Annotated in this window: 14 protein-coding genes; 8 read left to right on the plus strand and 6 right to left on the minus strand. The window is 48.4% G+C overall.

Annotated elements, in window-relative coordinates:
* Nucleotide 1: 1 nt before the first annotated feature.
* The 6 genes from MKY23_RS25825 to MKY23_RS25850 form a co-directional block, all read right to left on the minus strand.
* A complete protein-coding gene (locus tag MKY23_RS25825) occupies nucleotides 2–775 on the minus strand; it encodes a lysophospholipid acyltransferase family protein (RefSeq protein ID WP_339833157.1) in 774 nt (257 codons plus the stop codon).
* On the minus strand, nucleotides 744–1,511 hold the full coding sequence (locus MKY23_RS25830) for a carotenoid biosynthesis protein (protein WP_339833159.1): 768 nt from the start codon (nucleotides 1,509–1,511) through the stop codon (nucleotides 744–746). The genes MKY23_RS25825 and MKY23_RS25830 overlap by 32 nt, the downstream gene beginning before the upstream one ends.
* Nucleotides 1,511–2,383, minus strand: a complete 873-nt coding sequence (locus MKY23_RS25835) for a phytoene/squalene synthase family protein (protein ID WP_154959382.1) — start codon at nucleotides 2,381–2,383, stop codon at nucleotides 1,511–1,513. The genes MKY23_RS25830 and MKY23_RS25835 overlap by 1 nt, the downstream gene beginning before the upstream one ends.
* A complete protein-coding gene (crtI, locus tag MKY23_RS25840) occupies nucleotides 2,380–3,843 on the minus strand; it encodes a phytoene desaturase family protein (protein WP_339833162.1) in 1,464 nt (487 codons plus the stop codon). Before crtI (MKY23_RS25840) ends, MKY23_RS25835 begins: the two co-directional genes overlap by 4 nt.
* Nucleotides 3,840–5,390, minus strand: coding sequence for a phytoene desaturase family protein (gene crtI / locus MKY23_RS25845; RefSeq protein WP_339833164.1), 1,551 nt, complete (start codon nucleotides 5,388–5,390; stop codon nucleotides 3,840–3,842). The genes crtI (MKY23_RS25840) and crtI (MKY23_RS25845) overlap by 4 nt, the downstream gene beginning before the upstream one ends.
* Nucleotides 5,391–5,684: 294 nt before the next feature.
* Entirely contained in the window at nucleotides 5,685–6,611 is a 927-nt protein-coding gene (locus MKY23_RS25850; RefSeq protein ID WP_090922795.1) for a MerR family transcriptional regulator, read from the minus strand.
* 216 nt (nucleotides 6,612–6,827) lie between these two features.
* Between MKY23_RS25850 and MKY23_RS25855 the strand changes: the two genes are divergently transcribed.
* From MKY23_RS25855 to MKY23_RS25890, 8 genes are all read left to right on the plus strand, one after another.
* Nucleotides 6,828–8,324 carry a phospholipase D family protein gene (locus MKY23_RS25855; RefSeq protein WP_261764620.1) on the plus strand — a complete coding sequence of 499 codons (1,497 nt, stop codon included), beginning with the start codon at nucleotides 6,828–6,830 and terminating at the stop codon, nucleotides 8,322–8,324.
* A gap of 157 nt (nucleotides 8,325–8,481) precedes the next feature.
* Nucleotides 8,482–9,096, plus strand: coding sequence for a TetR/AcrR family transcriptional regulator (locus MKY23_RS25860; protein WP_090922793.1), 615 nt, complete (start codon nucleotides 8,482–8,484; stop codon nucleotides 9,094–9,096).
* A 5-nt stretch (nucleotides 9,097–9,101) separates the two neighbouring features.
* Nucleotides 9,102–9,458: a multidrug efflux SMR transporter gene (locus tag MKY23_RS25865; protein WP_090922791.1), complete on the plus strand. Its 357-nt coding sequence runs from the start codon at nucleotides 9,102–9,104 to the stop codon at nucleotides 9,456–9,458.
* Complete coding sequence (locus MKY23_RS25870; protein WP_090922789.1) at nucleotides 9,458–9,772, plus strand: multidrug efflux SMR transporter; 315 nt, start codon at nucleotides 9,458–9,460, stop codon at nucleotides 9,770–9,772. The genes MKY23_RS25865 and MKY23_RS25870 overlap by 1 nt, the downstream gene beginning before the upstream one ends.
* A 291-nt stretch (nucleotides 9,773–10,063) precedes the next feature.
* Nucleotides 10,064–10,195 carry a hypothetical protein gene (locus MKY23_RS25875; protein ID WP_261764621.1) on the plus strand — a complete coding sequence of 44 codons (132 nt, stop codon included), beginning with the start codon at nucleotides 10,064–10,066 and terminating at the stop codon, nucleotides 10,193–10,195.
* A gap of 993 nt (nucleotides 10,196–11,188) precedes the next feature.
* The gene (locus tag MKY23_RS25880; protein ID WP_339833172.1) at nucleotides 11,189–12,118 is read left to right on the plus strand and encodes a TetR/AcrR family transcriptional regulator; all 930 of its coding nucleotides are present in this window, start codon (nucleotides 11,189–11,191) and stop codon (nucleotides 12,116–12,118) included.
* A gap of 33 nt (nucleotides 12,119–12,151) precedes the next feature.
* Nucleotides 12,152–15,451 carry an efflux RND transporter permease subunit gene (locus tag MKY23_RS25885; RefSeq protein WP_339833174.1) on the plus strand — a complete coding sequence of 1,100 codons (3,300 nt, stop codon included), beginning with the start codon at nucleotides 12,152–12,154 and terminating at the stop codon, nucleotides 15,449–15,451.
* A gap of 313 nt (nucleotides 15,452–15,764) precedes the next feature.
* The gene (locus MKY23_RS25890) at nucleotides 15,765–17,501 is read left to right on the plus strand and encodes a PucR family transcriptional regulator ligand-binding domain-containing protein (protein WP_339833176.1); all 1,737 of its coding nucleotides are present in this window, start codon (nucleotides 15,765–15,767) and stop codon (nucleotides 17,499–17,501) included.
* Nucleotides 17,502–17,555 lie beyond the last annotated feature (54 nt).

Raw genomic sequence — 17,555 nt, forward strand, 5'->3', positions numbered from 1 at the left:
CTTATCGGTTCACCTGCTTTCGTGCCGCATCGTATTTTTCACTAGTGGAGCGAATTCCCCGAATCAGAGGCTGTGCATCTGGCAGACTTCCTTGTCCAAGCTGAATCAACGTTGCTCTATGATCATTCAGTTGTTGCTCCAGCACACGTCCCAGCCGATGAGCAATCTCTTCACTTTTCCACGTTTTCCAATCTTCCACAATCGGCAAGCCAGCCTTCATAGAAATTTCCGGCAGGTCATGCTGAACCATGCCATGACATAAGGTAACTGGCACAGCAATAGCATGCGGAAAACGACGGAGCACGAGTCCAATGCCCGGACGAAACTGAATCGGCCGAGCCTCCTGATGCAGAATTTCACCCTGCGGGAATATCCAGACCCTTTTGCCAGAAGCCAGCAGCTCATTCGTATATTGCAACGATGTCCGCACACCCGATGCACTGTCCTTGTTGATTGAATACGCTCCGAGTTTGCGAAAAAAAGCATACTGCCGAAGCTGCCGCTCCTCCATCATCACATAATGATCCCCGCGCGAAGTTTGCTTCGCGGCATGATACAGTAGCAGTCCATCCCACCATGAGCTGTGGTTCATAAAATAGACCACGGGCTGATCCGGCGCTATAGGCAGCACTCCATCCAAGCCCTTACGATCCACGATTTGTGGATCGAGTGAACCCGAGAGCGTAAACGAACGAAAACGTCTACGCAACAAATAATAATGGTTGTACAGCGAGAAGACTCGGTCAAACGCTTTGGACTTTACGGCGCGAATCATACAGCCAGCTCCCCTCGGCAAGCAGCACACCTGCGATGGCAATGATGAAACTGCCTGTTATGCCTTCTTTTAGCGCAAGCAGGCCAAACAGAAGGATAAACAGTTGGTACAACCATTTTGCCCGCAGTAGGGAATGTCGATCCTTCGGCATGGCCGGCAAAAAGAGAGACAGAAATGCTCCCATAATGAACCAGCTGATGTAGTTTGTCCACGGAACACCGTAGAACCCTCCTGGAGCCTGCCATTCCCAAAATCCTCTTGCATGAGCTACAGGATCGAGTACAAAATCCAGCACAATTGCCCAAAATCCCGTTTTGAGGGCTCGCACCAACTTCCCACCCCAGGTCGATCCACCGCCGCTAATCAGCGCCGAGTTGCCAACGACTGCGATCCAGGCGAATCCAAGTGTTACCGGTACACTGAACAGATGGATTCCGAAGAAGTCGGAATAGGCATACTCGCCAAAAGGCCAGTGTGTATGTACACCGATCCATTCCACACCCATACCGCCCAGCCAGATGATGAAGGACGATATCCAGAGGTCGGGCCGTAGCCACTTGACTGACTGGTCGGACAGGTCAGATCGGCGATGTTGCTGATATATAAGGTCAAGCACATACAACGCGTAGAATACAAGAAATAGCCCATTAGAGAAGGATAACGCCTCAGGCACACCAATCGTAAGCATGAGGATGGCACCAATGGCGTACCATACCCAGTACACCCACTGAACCATCAGGATACCGCCATTCGGGAAGCTTGATACGCCAGCATCGGATACCGTTTCACAATCGCGCCCAGCATCTCCAGTTTCAATTCATCGCTGACATATGCTCGTTTCGTGTACACATCGTAGTCGTTACGCTCCACGGCGTGCAGGATCGTTGAATAGAAGGCCGCGGCTAACTCAATCGAAAAGGCACTTTCAACCGGATAGGTGTCCAGACGATCCATGCCGATCCGGAACCAGTTCAGCGCTGCTGCTTTCAGATCCTGAATGATGGCGATAAATCGTTCATCCACAATGCCGTCTTCCCAGTCCTGTTCGGAGTATCCGTGTTTCTCCATAATCTCCAGCGGTACATAACGGCGCATTCTGGCCCGGTCTTCACCCACATCCCGAATAATGTTCACAATCTGCATGCCTTTGCCTAGTGCGATACCATTCATCGCTACTTCCGCTCCGTTATCATTACGGAGCACAGGTAGCAGCATCTCGCCTACGGTTCCGGCAACCAGATAACAATAGTGCTCCAGCTGTTCTAGCGTTGTATAGTGGGTCACTTCCAGATCCGTTAATTGGCCCTCCATCTGACGAAAAAACGGGCCTTTGTCCAGATGAGGGAAGCTGCTGAACAGCCATCTCAGTGCCGGCCAGATAAAGTGCCCCTCCGCTTCTTCGAGGTGTTCAAATAATTCACGAATTTCATGGATCGTATACGTTGATTGCTCCGGCTCATCCACACTGTCATCAATCATGCGGCAAAACGCATAGATGACATATACCGCCTCGCGGCGGGGACTGGGCAGGCCCTTAAACGCCTGATAAAAAGACGAGGAGCCCTTCTGCATCAACTCTTCACACCTGCTTAAAATCGCTTCGTTCATTTCCCCATCTCCTTCATGAGTTGATTGACAGCCATCCTAGCGCCTTGCATGACAATGGGCACGCCGCCTCCTGGATGTACCGATGCTCCGGCAGCATATAAACCTTGTATCTTCGAGAACGGTTTGGGCTGCGGTCGATACACACCCGACTGAAACAGGACAGGTGCAATGCCAAAGCTTCCTCCACCGTATAAGCCATCACGCGCGGCGTCAGCAGGTGTACGTACTTTTTTCCATTGCAATGCTGCACGGAGTCCCGGGAATCCTCGTTCTTCTGCTTCTTCCAGCACACGTTCTGCCAGCGCTTCACTCTCTTGTTCCCAGTTCACGCCTTCTGCGTCCGGTACCGGAATGAGGAAATACAGTACACTCCGCCCTGAAGGTGCAGCGGTCTCGTCCACTGCAGCCGGATTGAAGACGTAAAACGATGGCTTCGCGGGAATGCGCCGCTCGTTGAAAACTTGGCGCAAGCTACCATCCAGGCTTGGTGGCAAGAAAAACTGATGCGTTGTGGCATCCTCCCACCGTTTATCTACTCCGGCATAAATCAGCACACATCCCGATGAAGGGCGATACGGCTTACGTTTCACGGGTGCTTCCGGTACCTGCTTCATCAGCCCGCTCAAATTCGGAAAATCTCCGTTATAGATTACGGCATCCACCTTTTCAGCACCATCAGCCGTTTCAATCCCCTCGCATATTCCATTGCGGATCTCCAGTCCAGTGACTTCCGTGTTCAGCTTGATCTTCCCGCCGCGAGAGAGCAGTTCCTGCTCCAGAATAGCGGGCAGAGCCGCGTAACCGCCCTTCACCATCCAGATGCCATATTCGTGCTCGGCGTAAGGAAGCAATGAATAAATCCCAGGTGTACCAAAGGGCGATCCACCGATATACAAGCTTTGCAGCGAATACGCATCGAGCAATTCTTCATGTTCAAAATAATCCCCAACGGCCTTCCGCACACTCTTGTGTGCACGCAGCTTGCCCATAAGCGACATGAGCGAAGGGGTGAAGAAGTCCCTTTTGCGCGGAAACATCTGTTCCAGAAACGCTGCCCGGCCTGCGGGGAACAACGTGTCCATATCCTTCATAAACCTGTTGAATCCTCGGCCTTCTCCCGGGAACAACCGTTCAATCTCGGCGGTCTGCTCTGCCCGGTCTGTCTTCTTGGTCATGACACGTCCGCTGTGATAATGCACCCGGTATAACGGGTCACAGCGTAGCAGCTCGACTTTGGAGCGATCCACACCGGCCTCTTCCAAAATGCCAAGCAACATCTCGGGCAGGAGGACAATGGTTGGCCCCTGATCGATCCGGTATTCCCCTTCCTGTTCAAAAGCTATCCGTCCGCCTACGCGAGAGCCTCGCTCGTACACGGTAACATCCCATCCCTGACGGTTCAGCAGCAACGCTGAGGTAAGCCCTCCAATCCCGGCACCTACAACAGCTGCCCGCTTCATGATTGTCCTCCGGCTTGGGCAGTCTTCACGTAGGAGGATGGCTTGGTACGTCTTCGTGCATCCTCTTCCTGAATCAATCTGACACTGATTCGCGCCGATTCAAAGATTGTCGGCAAGCCGCTACCCGGGTGCGTACCTCCACCCACCAGCCAAACGCGTTCCAATTCCTCAAACTGATTATGCGGTCTCAGATACATCATCTGGCCCAGATTATGTGCCATATTAAACGTTGCCCCCTGGTATACATCCAGCTCATTCTGCCAATCCAGCGGTGTGAACAGCATACATTCTTCGATCCGGCCACGAATGTCTGCCAGTTCTGGAATCGCTTCGAGCCGCTTCAACATGTCTTCTTGCACCTTCGCTCGTTCCGCCTCCCAATCGATGTCTCCCGTAAGGTTTGGTGTTGGCATCAGCACATAAAGTGCAGATTTTCCTGCCGGAGCGAGTGTCGGATCGAGCCTGGATGGGTTATGAACATATAGAGACGGATCTGCCGATAAAATTTTGTGCTTGGTAATTTCGTCTACATTCACCCGGTAATCTTCCGGAAAATAAATCGAGTGATGTGGCAGGTCGATCTCACCATCTACACCGAGATACAACATGGCCGTGGAACAGGAATATTTTTTCCGTTTCATTTTTTCGGGTGTATATTTTTTAAGTACGCCAGGTTCGAACAAATGGTTCACTGCATGGGCAAAGTCGGCATTGAGCACGACATGGTCCGCTTCGATCCGTTCGCCGTTTTCAAGCAGTACACCCTCGGCGCGACCATTGCGAACAATAACCTGTTTCACCGGTGTACGGGTGTGAATGCGTCCGCCATTCTCCTCAACAACATCCGCCATCGCCTGGAATACCCGATTCACGCCGCCGATTGGATGGAACAGTCCATATTGGTGTTCGATGAACGACAAGATCGTAAATGTTCCTGGACAATCCCATGCGGACATCCCCAAATATTTGGACTGGAATGTAAACGCCCAGCGCAGACGTTCGTCGGTAAAATACCGGGAAAGAATGCCGTAAACCGTATTATTTATATCAAGTTTAGGTAGAGCCGTAATCGCATCTTTACGTAAATAATCGGTGAGTTTGCCAAACGGACGGCGGAGCAGTGGCATCACTTTGCCAAACTTCACTTCTTCGTCCCGCATGTACCGGAGGTAATTCTCTTCATTGCCGGGGAACAGCTCTTTGATCTGCGCTGCTGTATCCTCCCGATTGCGTGAAGGCGTGAACACCTTATCTCCAAAGTTCAAAGCGTACAGCGGGGTCAGTTCTTTCATATCTACATAATCCGAGAGCTTGCGTCCGACCACATCAAACATCTCTTCAATCAACTGAGGCATCATCAAAAAGGTAGCCCCGCGGTCAAACTTATATTCACCAAGCTCCAGACGGGAAGATCGTCCGCCAATGGCTGGCTGTTTCTCGTATACATCAACCTCATATCCCTGACCGGACAGTAACATGGCTGCTGCAAGCCCACCCGGGCCTGCGCCAATGACGGCTGCACGTTTGCGTTGTTGATTCGGTATCATGCCACTCACCTTTCTATGTAGGACTATCTCTAGTTCTCAAGCCCCTAAACTATTATTAAACCGCAACGAAACACTTTAATCGGGTAAACTCAAAAACATTATACAAATCGTGTACAAATATTATACGACAAGTAAAACATAAAATGACCCGCGGGTCAAATTAATTGTTTTTTACACGTTAAAGATCTATATAATCCATAAAAAAACATCCCTTGATCGCTGGATCAAAGGATGTCCTATATGAGTCTATTCCATCAACATTCGCCTTATGTTCAATTGTTATCCTCTCACTTGTTAGGCACCTGGTGGCCGATCCGTAAAATACTCCCGTTCAATCCAGGACTGCCAGTCTGCCGAATCTTCAGGCATAATCCATTCCGGGTGACGAGCGTGCTTAGCACGTTCAAACCCTTTGCCGCCCAGCACAAAACGGATATGAGGGAACTCGTCCCGAATTCGGTCAATCAGCTGATCACAAGGTTCCACAAGTCCGGGGCTCGTAATCGAAAGACAGACCAGTTTGATTTTCTGCTCACGGAGAATCGGAAATACCCCTTCTTCCGGCGTATTGGCCCCGAGATACAGGACTTCCGCTCCATTTTTGCGCATAAATAAAGAGAACAACAATAAACCAACCTGATGATGTTCCCCTTCCGGACAGAGAGCAAGAACTTTGGGCAGATGCGGATAGATCGGGAACAGATGGAAAAACTGATAAAACCGCTGGGAGATCAATTGCGTCATGAAATGCTCCTGCGCTACCGTCGCACGTCCTGCTTCCCATGCGTCTCCAACCCGAACCAGGATCGGTACGAGTACATGGTAGAACATGCTGTCATATCCGTACATCGTGAAACCAAAATCAATCAAACCGTTGGCACGCTCGCCCTGAAAATGATAGAGGGAATCATAGATCTGATCGGCCATCTGTGCATGAGCTTCTTCCATCACGGGTACTGGGGGCACCATCGGCGCAGGTGAAGAAGAATCAGGCCTTTTAGCTTTCCTGATCTTCAACATACGTACAGCCTCGGAGATATTGGCCTGATGCTGATCAATCTGCTCCTTTAGCCAGCGCAGATCCGCTACATTCTCTTCCGTGTACATGCGATAACCCGACTCTGTCCGCTCAGGGGTAACCGCATCATAACGATTTTCCCAAGCCCGGAGCGTGACCGCCTGAATGCCCAGCATGGCAGCGACTTGTTTGATGGAATACACGTGATTACCTACTTTCTCTCCATAAACGTTCTACAAAAATAATACGTTCATTATACACAACGACCCTACAGCTGTCGATTCATCCAATCCAAATTGCATGATTCGCCTGTAAAACTCTCATGATTCTCATACAACATCCGAATTCTGCCTCCTGCGTCAACATCGCTACACCTGTGGTAATAAACGTCAGCAAGTACAGAAAGGGGGAGTCCAACATTGTTCCCATTGCGCCGCCATACCTCTGACCGCAAATCTTCCCGCGGCAAATTCCCATACATACGCACAGCAATTGCACTACTTATCCTATGGTTTATTGCTGTTATGCTCTACCAGACCTATAAACCGCTACCACCAGGCATCTCTTATGAAAGTCAAGAATATCGGGTGAAGAATGTCGAGTTCCTTCATGACCTCACGTACCCTTCTGCCGACGGACAGATGCAGCATGAACAGCAGATTTTTCAGCGGATGAAACAGGTGGTTGAGGATGCCGAGCAATTTGTCCTGGTGGATATGTTTCTGTTCAACAATTATCAACACAAGGGACAGAACTTTCCGCCTGTCAGCCAGGAGTTTACTGATGCACTCCTTGCCAAGAAAATGCAACATCCCGATATGGACATCTGGTTCATTACCGATGAAGTGAACACCAACTATAACTCGGCCCCCAATCCGCTACTGGAACAGATGAAACAAGCCGATATTCATGTCGTCATCACTAATGTTGATCCACTACGTGATTCTACACCGGTATATTCCGCAGTCTGGCGTACGTTCTTCCAGTGGTTCGGTCAGTCCGGTAAAGGCTGGATTCCTAACCTGATGGCGACAGATGGCCCGGATGTTACATTACGTTCCTATCTGAAATTGCTGAATGTAAAGGCCAATCACCGCAAGGTTGTTCTCAGCGAAAAAACAGCTATTGTATCATCAGGTAACATTCATGATCCTAGCGCTTATCACTCCAACATTGGCTTTGAGGTTACCGGCCCGATCATTGGAGATATCATTCAATCGGAGCAAGCTGTTGTAGATATATCGGGCGGGGGCCAGCTCCCTGTCTATGACGAAATCTCCCACACTCCGTCTTCCGAGGAAGCCGATGAAAATGATCGGCCTGTTCGCCTTCGTTATGTGACCGAAGGCAAAGTCAATGATGCCTTGCTGGATGAGCTGAGCCAGGTGGGAAAAGGGGATACCATTTGGATGGGGATGTTCTACATCGCTTCACCAAAAGTATTGGAGGCTTTACTGGATGCCTCGGAGCGAGGAACCGATATCCGGCTTGTACTTGACCCTAACGAAAACGCCTTTGGTCAGGAGAAGATCGGCATTCCTAATCGTCCTGTAGCAGCGGAATTACATGGTAAATCGAATGGCAAAATCCAGATTCGCTGGTATAACACGACCAAGGAACAGTACCATACCAAAATGATGTATATTGACAAAGCTGCTGGAGATCATATCGTGCTCGGCGGCTCAACCAACTTCACTCCCCGGAATCTGAATGACTACAATTTGGAGAACAATGTGTGGATTGCAGCTCCGGCAGACAACAAGTTTACGTTAAACGTTGCGAATTATTTCAAGCGCATTTGGACAAATGAAGATGCCGAATTCACTCTGAATCTGGAAGAGTTCCAGGAGAAGACCACCTTCCTGAAAGGCATTTTGTATAAACTGCAGCTCATTCTTGGGTTTACTACCTTCTGACCAGGCTCCAAAATAATTAAATATATCCTTGTAACAAGATACATCCGTCTGTACGTTTCATGTGCGGCGGGTGTATTTTCTGTTTTCTATCCTGGCTTGACAGAAGATGTAATGTGTGAAAAGATGTTACCTAACGACCGTTAGGAAGGTGAACAAAATGACTGCTTATTCCATCCGGGATGCATCCCTGTTTCATTTTGCCAGAGACGGCTATGAAGGGGCTTCGCTAAGAGCGATCGCTGATGAAGTCGGGATTAAGAAACCCTCGATATATGCACATTTTAGCGGTAAAGAAGACTTGTTTATGCACACCCTTGAGTATGCATTTGATGAAGTACGGCGACATACCTTGGAATATTTCCGAGATCACGCCCACTTGCCACTGGAACAACGGCTGCGGGGGTTGCTGACGTGGTTCGAGCAGGAGTATCAGGATCACGCCTCTGCCAGGTTGATGCTACGCAACTGTTATTATCCGCCGCCCGATCTGTATGGCCAGGTGATGGATCTGGTATATCCATTTCTGGACGGAATGGAGCGTGCATTGTCACGGCTGTTGCAACGTGCGATTCGCGAGGGGGATGTTCCGCCTATTCCTGCCGAGCAGGCCGCCATTGCTTTTATGACCTTTCTCGATGGCATTACTGTTGAAATTATCTATGGAAGCTCACGTCGGTACAAGAGACGGCTGGATGCTTCCTGGCCTGTCTTTTGGAATGGTATACACAGCTTGAATGAACAGGCACGCCCTATCGTGCCAGAAGGAGATTGAACATCATGAACCGCAACTGGTTATACGTTTTTGTAGGAGGCATTATTGAAATTGTGTGGGTTAGCGGACTAAAACATGCTTCGAATGCTTGGGAATGGGCATTGACGGGACTCGCCATTGTCATTAGTTTCGGCCTGATCATTGCTGCGGCTAAACGACTGCCTGTGGGTACGGTCTACGCAGTGTTTACGGGGATCGGTACAGCCGGTACGGTGTTGACCGAAATGCTACTGTTTGGTGAACCGTTCCGTTTGGCTAAAATGCTACTGATTGGACTGCTGCTCTGCGGTGTCATTGGGCTGAAACTCGTCACGGATCAGCAAGAGAAGCAGGAACCACAGGTTAAAGGAGGTGCCGTCTAATGGCTTGGCTTGCGATTGTAGGTGCAGGAATTTGTGAAATTTTTGGGGTCATCGGCATCAACGGTGCTTCTACGCGTAAGGGATGGCCTTATATTGTCCTGATGCTGGTATCATTCGTATTCAGCTTCTCGCTGTTATCTTACGCGATGACATCTATCCCTATGGGTACAGCTTACGCGGTGTGGACAGGAATTGGCACAGTGGGAAGTACGGTGACGGGAATGCTTCTGTTTGGTGAACGTAAAGAAGCGAAGCGACTACTGTTCATTGCAATGATTTTGGTAGCAGCGGTAGGATTGAAAATCATTACGTAATGTAATGAATATCGTGCAGTATAATGGATATTATCAACTTCAGGCAGAAAGGCGACTTCACTCAGGGAGTCGTCTTTTTTGTAGGTACGATTGTTTAAGTACGTTTGTCGAGGTGCGTTTGTGGAGATACGATTGTGGAGTGCGTTCGTATACGTAGGTTTGTGTAGGTAGATTTGTGTAAGTACAAATTTTAGGTGAAATTTTTTAAGCACAACAGTTAATTTGGAATATAATGTAATTCAAGAGAAGACCTTGTCATTAAGCTCATTGGAAAGAAGGAGAGTGCTTTTTATGAAAAAATGGTTGGTACGTATCGGCGCGTATACCGGTTATTCGTTCTTGATCGCACTTGCACTCTTCTATCTCTTTTTCTTGGGAGTAATCATCATGATCGCTGTATACGATTTTATGGGAGGAGCATAGTCTGCTTTCTCTTTACTTCACTTGCTCTTTTTTCTTAGACTCACCATGCTTTGCTTGGATTTTCATTTATTCCTTTTTTATTTTAATTTCTTTTATTGAACTGTATTATATCTTCTTTAATTTGTTCTGATTTATTTTAGGTTATATCGATTTATGTTGGTTTACTTTCTATTTGCGCTTTCCTTCGCTTTTGCCCCTATTTCGTTCTCTACTTCTCGCCTCCCTCACTTCTTTACTTTACTTACTCTTTCTTGTTTTGTTTTGATTTGTTTTGATTTGTTTTGCTTGGCTTACTTCCCTTCATTCGATATTCCTTCGTTTTTTCTCTCTTTTCCTTTTCCGAAGTAGCGCGGTTCATGCATTTAATTTCTAACGATCACCAGTAACGCTATTTGGGCCAAATTACAGGTTTTAGATTTCTAACGATCTCAGGTGAGCTTATTTCAGGATTTTGATGCGAAAATGAACGTCTAGCTTGTGTTTTCAACAAAATAAGGTTTCTGGTGATCGTTAGAATTTCAAAAGGATGAATATTGCTCAAATAAGCTCCACTGTGATCGTTAGAATAAATTTTCGATATGTTCTCGAGTCGTCCTTAAGAGCGTTGTTGAGGTGTTGATGTGTTTTTGAAGCATTCTTGAAGCGTTCTTGAAGCGTTCTTAAAGCGGGATTTATGCGTTCTTGATGTGTTGATGTGTTTTCGATGCGTCCTTTATACATTCTTCCATTCCCTCTCCAAAAAGTACAACGTACAGCTTTACGGCTTGCGTACTGTACTCTCTCAGTTCTTCTCTCGATTCATTCAGAGTTCTTTCTGGGCTCTCCTCTCGGTTCTTTCCTCAGTCCACTTTTCGGCTCTTTCACACCCCTACACCGTGCACATTTGTAATCCCTCATTCACATCGTTTATACTTAGTTTGACCACAAAGTCAATCCAAGAACTCAAGAGTTCCCAGTGAGGTGAACATACCCTTAATGAACCCGATCCATGGGATGAATGAAAAAAGAAAACTGGTCATCACCACAGCGCTCAAGCTGTTTTCCGCTAAGGGTAGCGCAGCAACCTCCATGCAGGAGATTGCCGAATTATGCGGGATGTCCAAAGGCAGCTTATATCTCATGTTCAAATCCAAAGAGGAGCTGGAAGCCAGTACACTAGAGTACTGTGTTTACATTCTTATGGACGAGATGTCCCAGATTGAACATGAAAACAGCCTGACCTCCCGAGAACGGCTACATAAACAGATTGAGGTGCTGCTAACGCATGTCGCGGAATTGAAGGAATTTTTACGTGTCCAGCTACGCAGCATGATGATGGATGATGAACAACAGCGCAAGGAGCACTGTACCCCTCAGCAAAGAGATATTGAGATCCGTACGTTGCATTGGTTCAAAAGCAAGCTCGAAGATCTGTACGGCTCCGAGATCGAGCCTTATACGATTGATCTTACCCTGCTGACACATGGACTATTCCTGTCGTACGTCAAAATCTGGTTTACCGAAATGCCTTCTCTTACGGTCAATAAGATGGCTACGCATCTTTTGCAAATGATGGATTATGCAGCACAGGGCTGCCTCCAGCATCGGCCTGAACCTCTGATTCCGCTGGATCAGTGGCCTGCCTGGATTGCTGAACCCCAACTAGATGCAACCATGTTGCGGCATCCCGTCCATATTCTGAAACAGATGCAAGATATCGCATCAAGCGACCTGCCCGCCGGTCAATCCAAAAATGATGTGCTTGAGACCATAGCCATACTAAGACAAGAGATCATGGAATTTACGCCAAGGCGTGCCATCATTCTCGGCATGATGCGTAACCTGGAAGGGATAACTATCCTTGAACCGATGCACTCCGAGCTTCAGCACATTATGGATACCATGTATAACCGGTTTATCCAGGCTGACTCGTCACACACATAAACAGGAGAAACAGAGAGGAGAAGAAACCAACGTATGAAAGGGATTATTAACTTTTCACTGAACAACAAGTTTGCGATCTGGATTCTGACCATCATCATCTCATTCGCAGGCTTGTACAGCGGAATGACGATGAAGCAGGAGACTATTCCGAACATCAATGTACCGTTTCTGAATGTCACGGCGATTGATCCGGGTGCGGCTCCAGAAGGTATTGTAGAAGATGTCACGAAGCCGCTGGAACAGAAGCTACGCAACCTCGAGGGTGTGAAGACCGTCACCTCCACTTCTATGGAGAATGCGGCATCGATCACACTGGAATTCGACTATGGAACGGACCTGACGAACGCAACAGCTACGGTTCGTGAAGCACTGAACGAGGTGCAATTGCCGGACAGTGTGCAGAAACCAACCATCTCCAAATTCAGCATTAACTCGTTCCCGGTTGTATCCCTCAGTTTGTCTGACAAAGACGGCGGGGATTTGGAAGAACTGACACGGCTCGTGGAATCGGATATCAAACCTGCACTAGAAGATATTGATGGTGTAGCTCAGGTTCAAGTGTCCGGTCAGTACGTTAAAGAAGTGCAATTGACGTTTGATCAAGCCAAAATGGCTGAACTCGGTCTAAGCGAAGATACGGTGAACGGAATCGTTAAAGGTTCATCCATTCGTGTGCCGCTCGGCCTATTCGAACTGGATAAATCCCAGAAAGCCGTTGTTGTGGACGGCAACATCATCGGACTCGATGATCTGAAAAATCTAGCGATTCCAGTCGTACCAAGCGGAGCTGGTGCAAACCAAGGTGCTGGGGCGGCTACAGAACAAGGTGCAGCTACGCCAGGGGCTTCCCAAGGTGGCGGTACTCAAACCGGTCAAACTAGTGCTCAAACCGCTGATCCATCGGCTCAAGCTGGACAAGGTGCATCTGGTGCTGCGCAGGGGTCCAATCCTGCAGCTGGTCAAGCTGATAGCGGCAATATTGCTACAGCAAATCCATCGGGTGCCGCAGGTGCGGCAAGCGCAGCTGGCATCCCAACCGTGAAGCTGAGCGACATTGCCAAAATTGAGGTCATCGGCCAAGCCGAGTCCATCTCCCGCACGAACGGCAAGGAATCCATCGGTATTTCCGTAGTGAAATCCAACGATGCCAATACGGTGGACGTGGTTAAAGCCGTCAAAAGTAAAGCCGAAGAACTGCAAAAGCAATTTAAAAATGCAGAACTGACGATCCTGCTTGACCAAGGTCAGCCTATCCAGGATTCCGTCAACACGATGCTGGGCAAAGCTGTATTTGGTGCCTTGTTCGCGATTCTGATTATCCTGATCTTCCTGCGTAACATCCGTTCAACGATTATCTCCATTATTTCGATTCCGCTCTCCTTGCTCATGGCATTGACGGCACTCAACCTGATGGACATTACCTTGAACATGATGACACTCGGAGCAATGACGGTCGCGATCGGCCGGGTTGTCGACGACTCCATCGTTGTTATCGAGAACATCTATCGTAGGCTGACACTCAAAAACGAGAAACTCAAAGGCCGGGATTTGGTTCGTGAGGCAACTCGCGAGATGTTTATCCCGATTCTCTCCTCCACCATTGTAACGATTGCGGTCTTCTTGCCGCTGGCACTCGTTAGCGGTATGGTCGGAGAACTGTTCATGCCATTCGCCTTAACCATGGTATTCGCTCTGCTGGCTTCCCTGCTGGTTGCGATCACCATTGTTCCGATGCTGGCACACAGCCTGTTCCACAAAGGAATCAAGAACAAACAAAATCATGAAGAGAAGCCGGGCAAACTGGCCGAAAGCTACAAACGTCTGTTGAACTGGACGCTCTCTCATAAAATCGTTACCGTTCTTATTGCGGTTCTACTATTGGTCGGCAGCTTGTTCCTGTACCCATTCATTGGCACAAGTTTCCTGCCGGAGCAAAAGGACAAATTCGTTACGATCACGTATAGTCCTGAAACGGGCTCACTTCGTGAAGATGTAGAAAAAGAAGCTCTCGTTGCTGAGAAATGGTTACTGAAACAGCCAGGTTTGGAGAAGATGCAATATTCCATCGGCGGCGGTAGCCCGCTCGCTAGCATGGGTGGAGGCGGCGGAAACTCTGCACTCTTCTACATCCAATACAATAAAGACACCAAAGACTTTACCGATGTGAAAACCCAGCTGGTTGAAGGTTTGCAAAAAGAGGTGACCAAAGGCACATGGAATGAACTCGACATGTCTGGCGGATTCGGGGGCAGCAACTTGAGCCTGTCCATCTACGGCGACAATGTAGAGCAGTTGAAACCTGTGGCGGAAGAAGTCCTGAAACTGGTTCAGGCGGATAAGGACTCTTTCGAAAAAGCAGATACCACCATATCCGACACCTACAGTCAGTACACGCTCGTTGCCGATCAGGAGAAGCTGAGCAAACTCGGACTCACGGCAGGTCAACTGGCAATGGCACTGAGCCCTGTACGTGAACGTCCGGTTCTTACGGAAGTGGATATCGACAGCAAAACGTATAAAGTCTATGTAGAAACGGACAACAAAACGTTCAGCAGCCTCAAGGATATTGAAAATGAAAAGGTCACTTCACCGCTGGGCATCCAGATTCCGATCAAGGATGTAGCCAAAGTGGAAGAAGGCACTTCACCAAACTCCATTATGCGTATTGATGGTAAAGTGGTTGTACAGGTGACAGCGAACATTCTGGCATCCGATGTGACCAAAGCTTCGCAAAACCTGAAAGCCAACATCGACAAGCTGGACTTGCCGGATGGCGTTGAAGTGAAGTTTGGCGGTACAACCGAACAGATTAATGACACCTTTACACAGCTTGGTCTGGCAATGCTGGCAGCCATTGCGATTGTATACTTCGTGCTCGTGGTGACATTTGGCGGCGGACTTGCACCATTCGCGATTCTGTTCTCTCTGCCATTCACCGTGATTGGTATCATGGTTGGTTTGTTTATCGCAGGCGGTACACTCGATGTATCCGCTATGATGGGTGCACTGATGCTGATCGGTATCGTTGTTACCAACGCCATTGTTTTGATCGACCGTGTTATTCATAAGGAAAACGAAGGACTCACAACGCGTGAAGCGCTGCTGGAAGCCGGAGCTACACGTCTGCGTCCAATCCTGATGACCGCTCTCGCAACGATCGGTGCCCTGCTGCCACTGGTAACAGGTCTCGAAGAAAGTGCAGGTATCATCTCGAAAGGACTCGGAATTACCGTAATCGGTGGTCTGATCAGTTCTACACTGCTCACACTGGTCATCGTGCCAATCGTGTATGAGTTCCTGATGAAATTCAAAAAGAAAAAAATCGTCGATTAATTCAGTCTATCGTTATCACCATGATTCAGATGTGAACGCGAGCAAAGATTTGCCCTTGACGGGTACTGGAATCTGTAATGATTCCCGTGCCTGATCAAGGGCATTTTTTATCGTGTCGATGGTAAAAAGTCGAACATATATCTGATGCTCATTTTAGATATAAAACAAAAAGGATAACTATTTTTGTCATCCAGACCAAATGAGCGTCAGGTTTAATCTCATCTTATCTAAATGCACGTATACTTATCTTTAAAAATCCAGTGAGCAAACACCCTGAATCCAGCATCCTTTGTATCAAATTTACAGGTGAGTCATGGGAAAGGGCGGTGATGATGTGGGAGAGACCACGCTTCATATCCAAATTAGAGACATGCTGAAACGTCCTGTATTTCGCAAGGCCGAGTACCTTGCCAGTCAGCGTGCATTGGAGCGTTATGTACGCTGGGTACATATTATGGAGGTTCCTGAGATTGGGGGCTTGCTGAGCGGCGGAGAATTGGTGCTGACAACAGGGATCGGCTGGCCTGAAGGCAAGTCGCATGGTCTGTCTTTTCTGCAACAATTGATTGCCTGCGGTGCCGCAGGGTTATGCATTGAACTCGGGGAACATACACGATCACAGCTTGAGGCGATGAAACAACTGGCGGAGGCGGAGGATTTCCCGCTGATCTGGTTTCATGAACAAGTCCGGTATATTGATATTACACAGGATTTGCATTTTGCCCTGATTCGCAGTCATCAGCGTATGGTCGCGGAACTGGATCAGCTCACCACCTCCTTTCATCAGCTATTGCTGAATGGGGATGGTGTACAGCCGCTACTGCGTCTGCTGTCACGCAATACCGGGTATGCTGTCGCCTTATATCCGCTGGAAGGTGAAGCGACGGCCATTCCTCATGTCCCACGTGAGCAACTGGAGAAGCAGAGACAACTGTGGTTGGATCAACGTGAATCGATGGATCACACTACCCTTGACGGTTATACAGCGAACCCTTCGACTGTAGAGGTATCAGACCCTTTTTCCGGTCGGCTCACAATGAATCCAATCAGCATCCCAGTTCAGGCACTGGAGTACACCTTTGCCGACCTCATCCTTTTTCCTCAGAAACAAACAGACCCTGAACCTCCCACTCCAGCTCTGCCGTACCCATCCCACGAGTACGTTTTTCATGCGCTGGAGCGATGTGCTGCTGCCATAGCCCAGGATTGGATGCGTACCCAGTACATGGAGGAAAAACGGCGTTATAAAGAGGATATGTGGGTCATTGACTGGTTAAACGGACATCACTCCGCGAAAGAAATTCATGAATATCTTGCAGCCGTACATCCGGCCCTCTGTGCAGGACAGGCCGCAGTTGTGTTATTCGACAGCAACCCTACGCAACACGACAGTCTCAGACTGCAAAAGATACTGATTCAGCGTAATATCGTTGCCCGCTCCGTATTTGCCCGGGAAGGCTTCACCCTCTACAGCACTGTACTTAATCTCCAGATCATTCTCATTGTCATTGACCCGCAGGCTGCATCTCTGCGTAAATCTAATCTGTGGTCCTGCATTCAGCAACTTCGGCGACACGAGCAGGAGCAAACTCACCAGCTCTTCTCCGGTCTGTATGGTATCGGTCAGAACTATTCGGAATACCCACGCCTGCGAGAGAGTCTTGAATCCGCGAAGGAAACGTTACGTATTCAGAAAGATATCGGAGTAATGGAGCAGCCCTTTTACAGTAATCTCCACTGCTATCGCATCATCGCCAGTATGAAACAGAACGGTAACTTGAATGATTTTATTACGGAATACCTGGGCCCACTGATTCGGTATGATTCGGAGAAGGGAGGTCAACTGCTCCTTACACTGAAACAATACCTGGCGCTCTGCTGCTCCAAACAAGAGACGGCCAGTGCACTGTTTATCGTCAGACAAACGTTGTACCATCGGTTGGATAAAATCGAATCACTTTTAGGAATAGACTACCTTCTACCCGAGAAACGGGTTGCTATGGAACTTGCGCTATATGCCTATGAATACGTGCATGGATCACTTGTATAAAGAGTGCACGTCTGTACGTATTAAAGACAGGGATAGGTAAATGGCAACTAAGCC

The organism is Paenibacillus sp. FSL R7-0272 (assembly GCF_037969905.1).
Lineage (GTDB): Bacteria > Bacillota > Bacilli > Paenibacillales > Paenibacillaceae > Paenibacillus > Paenibacillus polysaccharolyticus.

What these genes read in the sequence shown, in the direction of transcription:
- MKY23_RS25825 (WP_339833157.1), bottom strand. Translation starts at nt 775, where the DNA reads ATGATTCGCGCCGTAAAGTCCAAAGCGTTTGACCGAGTCTTCTCGCTG.
- MKY23_RS25830 (WP_339833159.1), bottom strand. Translation starts at nt 1,511, where the DNA reads ATGGTTCAGTGGGTGTACTGGGTATGGTACGCCATTGGTGCCATCCTC.
- MKY23_RS25835 (WP_154959382.1), bottom strand. Translation starts at nt 2,383, where the DNA reads ATGAACGAAGCGATTTTAAGCAGGTGTGAAGAGTTGATGCAGAAGGGC.
- crtI (WP_339833162.1), bottom strand. Translation starts at nt 3,843, where the DNA reads ATGAAGCGGGCAGCTGTTGTAGGTGCCGGGATTGGAGGGCTTACCTCA.
- crtI (WP_339833164.1), bottom strand. Translation starts at nt 5,390, where the DNA reads ATGATACCGAATCAACAACGCAAACGTGCAGCCGTCATTGGCGCAGGC.
- MKY23_RS25860 (WP_090922793.1), top strand. Translation starts at nt 8,482, where the DNA reads ATGACTGCTTATTCCATCCGGGATGCATCCCTGTTTCATTTTGCCAGA.
- MKY23_RS25865 (WP_090922791.1), top strand. Translation starts at nt 9,102, where the DNA reads ATGAACCGCAACTGGTTATACGTTTTTGTAGGAGGCATTATTGAAATT.
- MKY23_RS25870 (WP_090922789.1), top strand. Translation starts at nt 9,458, where the DNA reads ATGGCTTGGCTTGCGATTGTAGGTGCAGGAATTTGTGAAATTTTTGGG.
- MKY23_RS25875 (WP_261764621.1), top strand. Translation starts at nt 10,064, where the DNA reads ATGAAAAAATGGTTGGTACGTATCGGCGCGTATACCGGTTATTCGTTC.
- MKY23_RS25880 (WP_339833172.1), top strand. Translation starts at nt 11,189, where the DNA reads ATGAATGAAAAAAGAAAACTGGTCATCACCACAGCGCTCAAGCTGTTT.
- MKY23_RS25885 (WP_339833174.1), top strand. Translation starts at nt 12,152, where the DNA reads ATGAAAGGGATTATTAACTTTTCACTGAACAACAAGTTTGCGATCTGG.
- MKY23_RS25890 (WP_339833176.1), top strand. Translation starts at nt 15,765, where the DNA reads ATGGGAAAGGGCGGTGATGATGTGGGAGAGACCACGCTTCATATCCAA.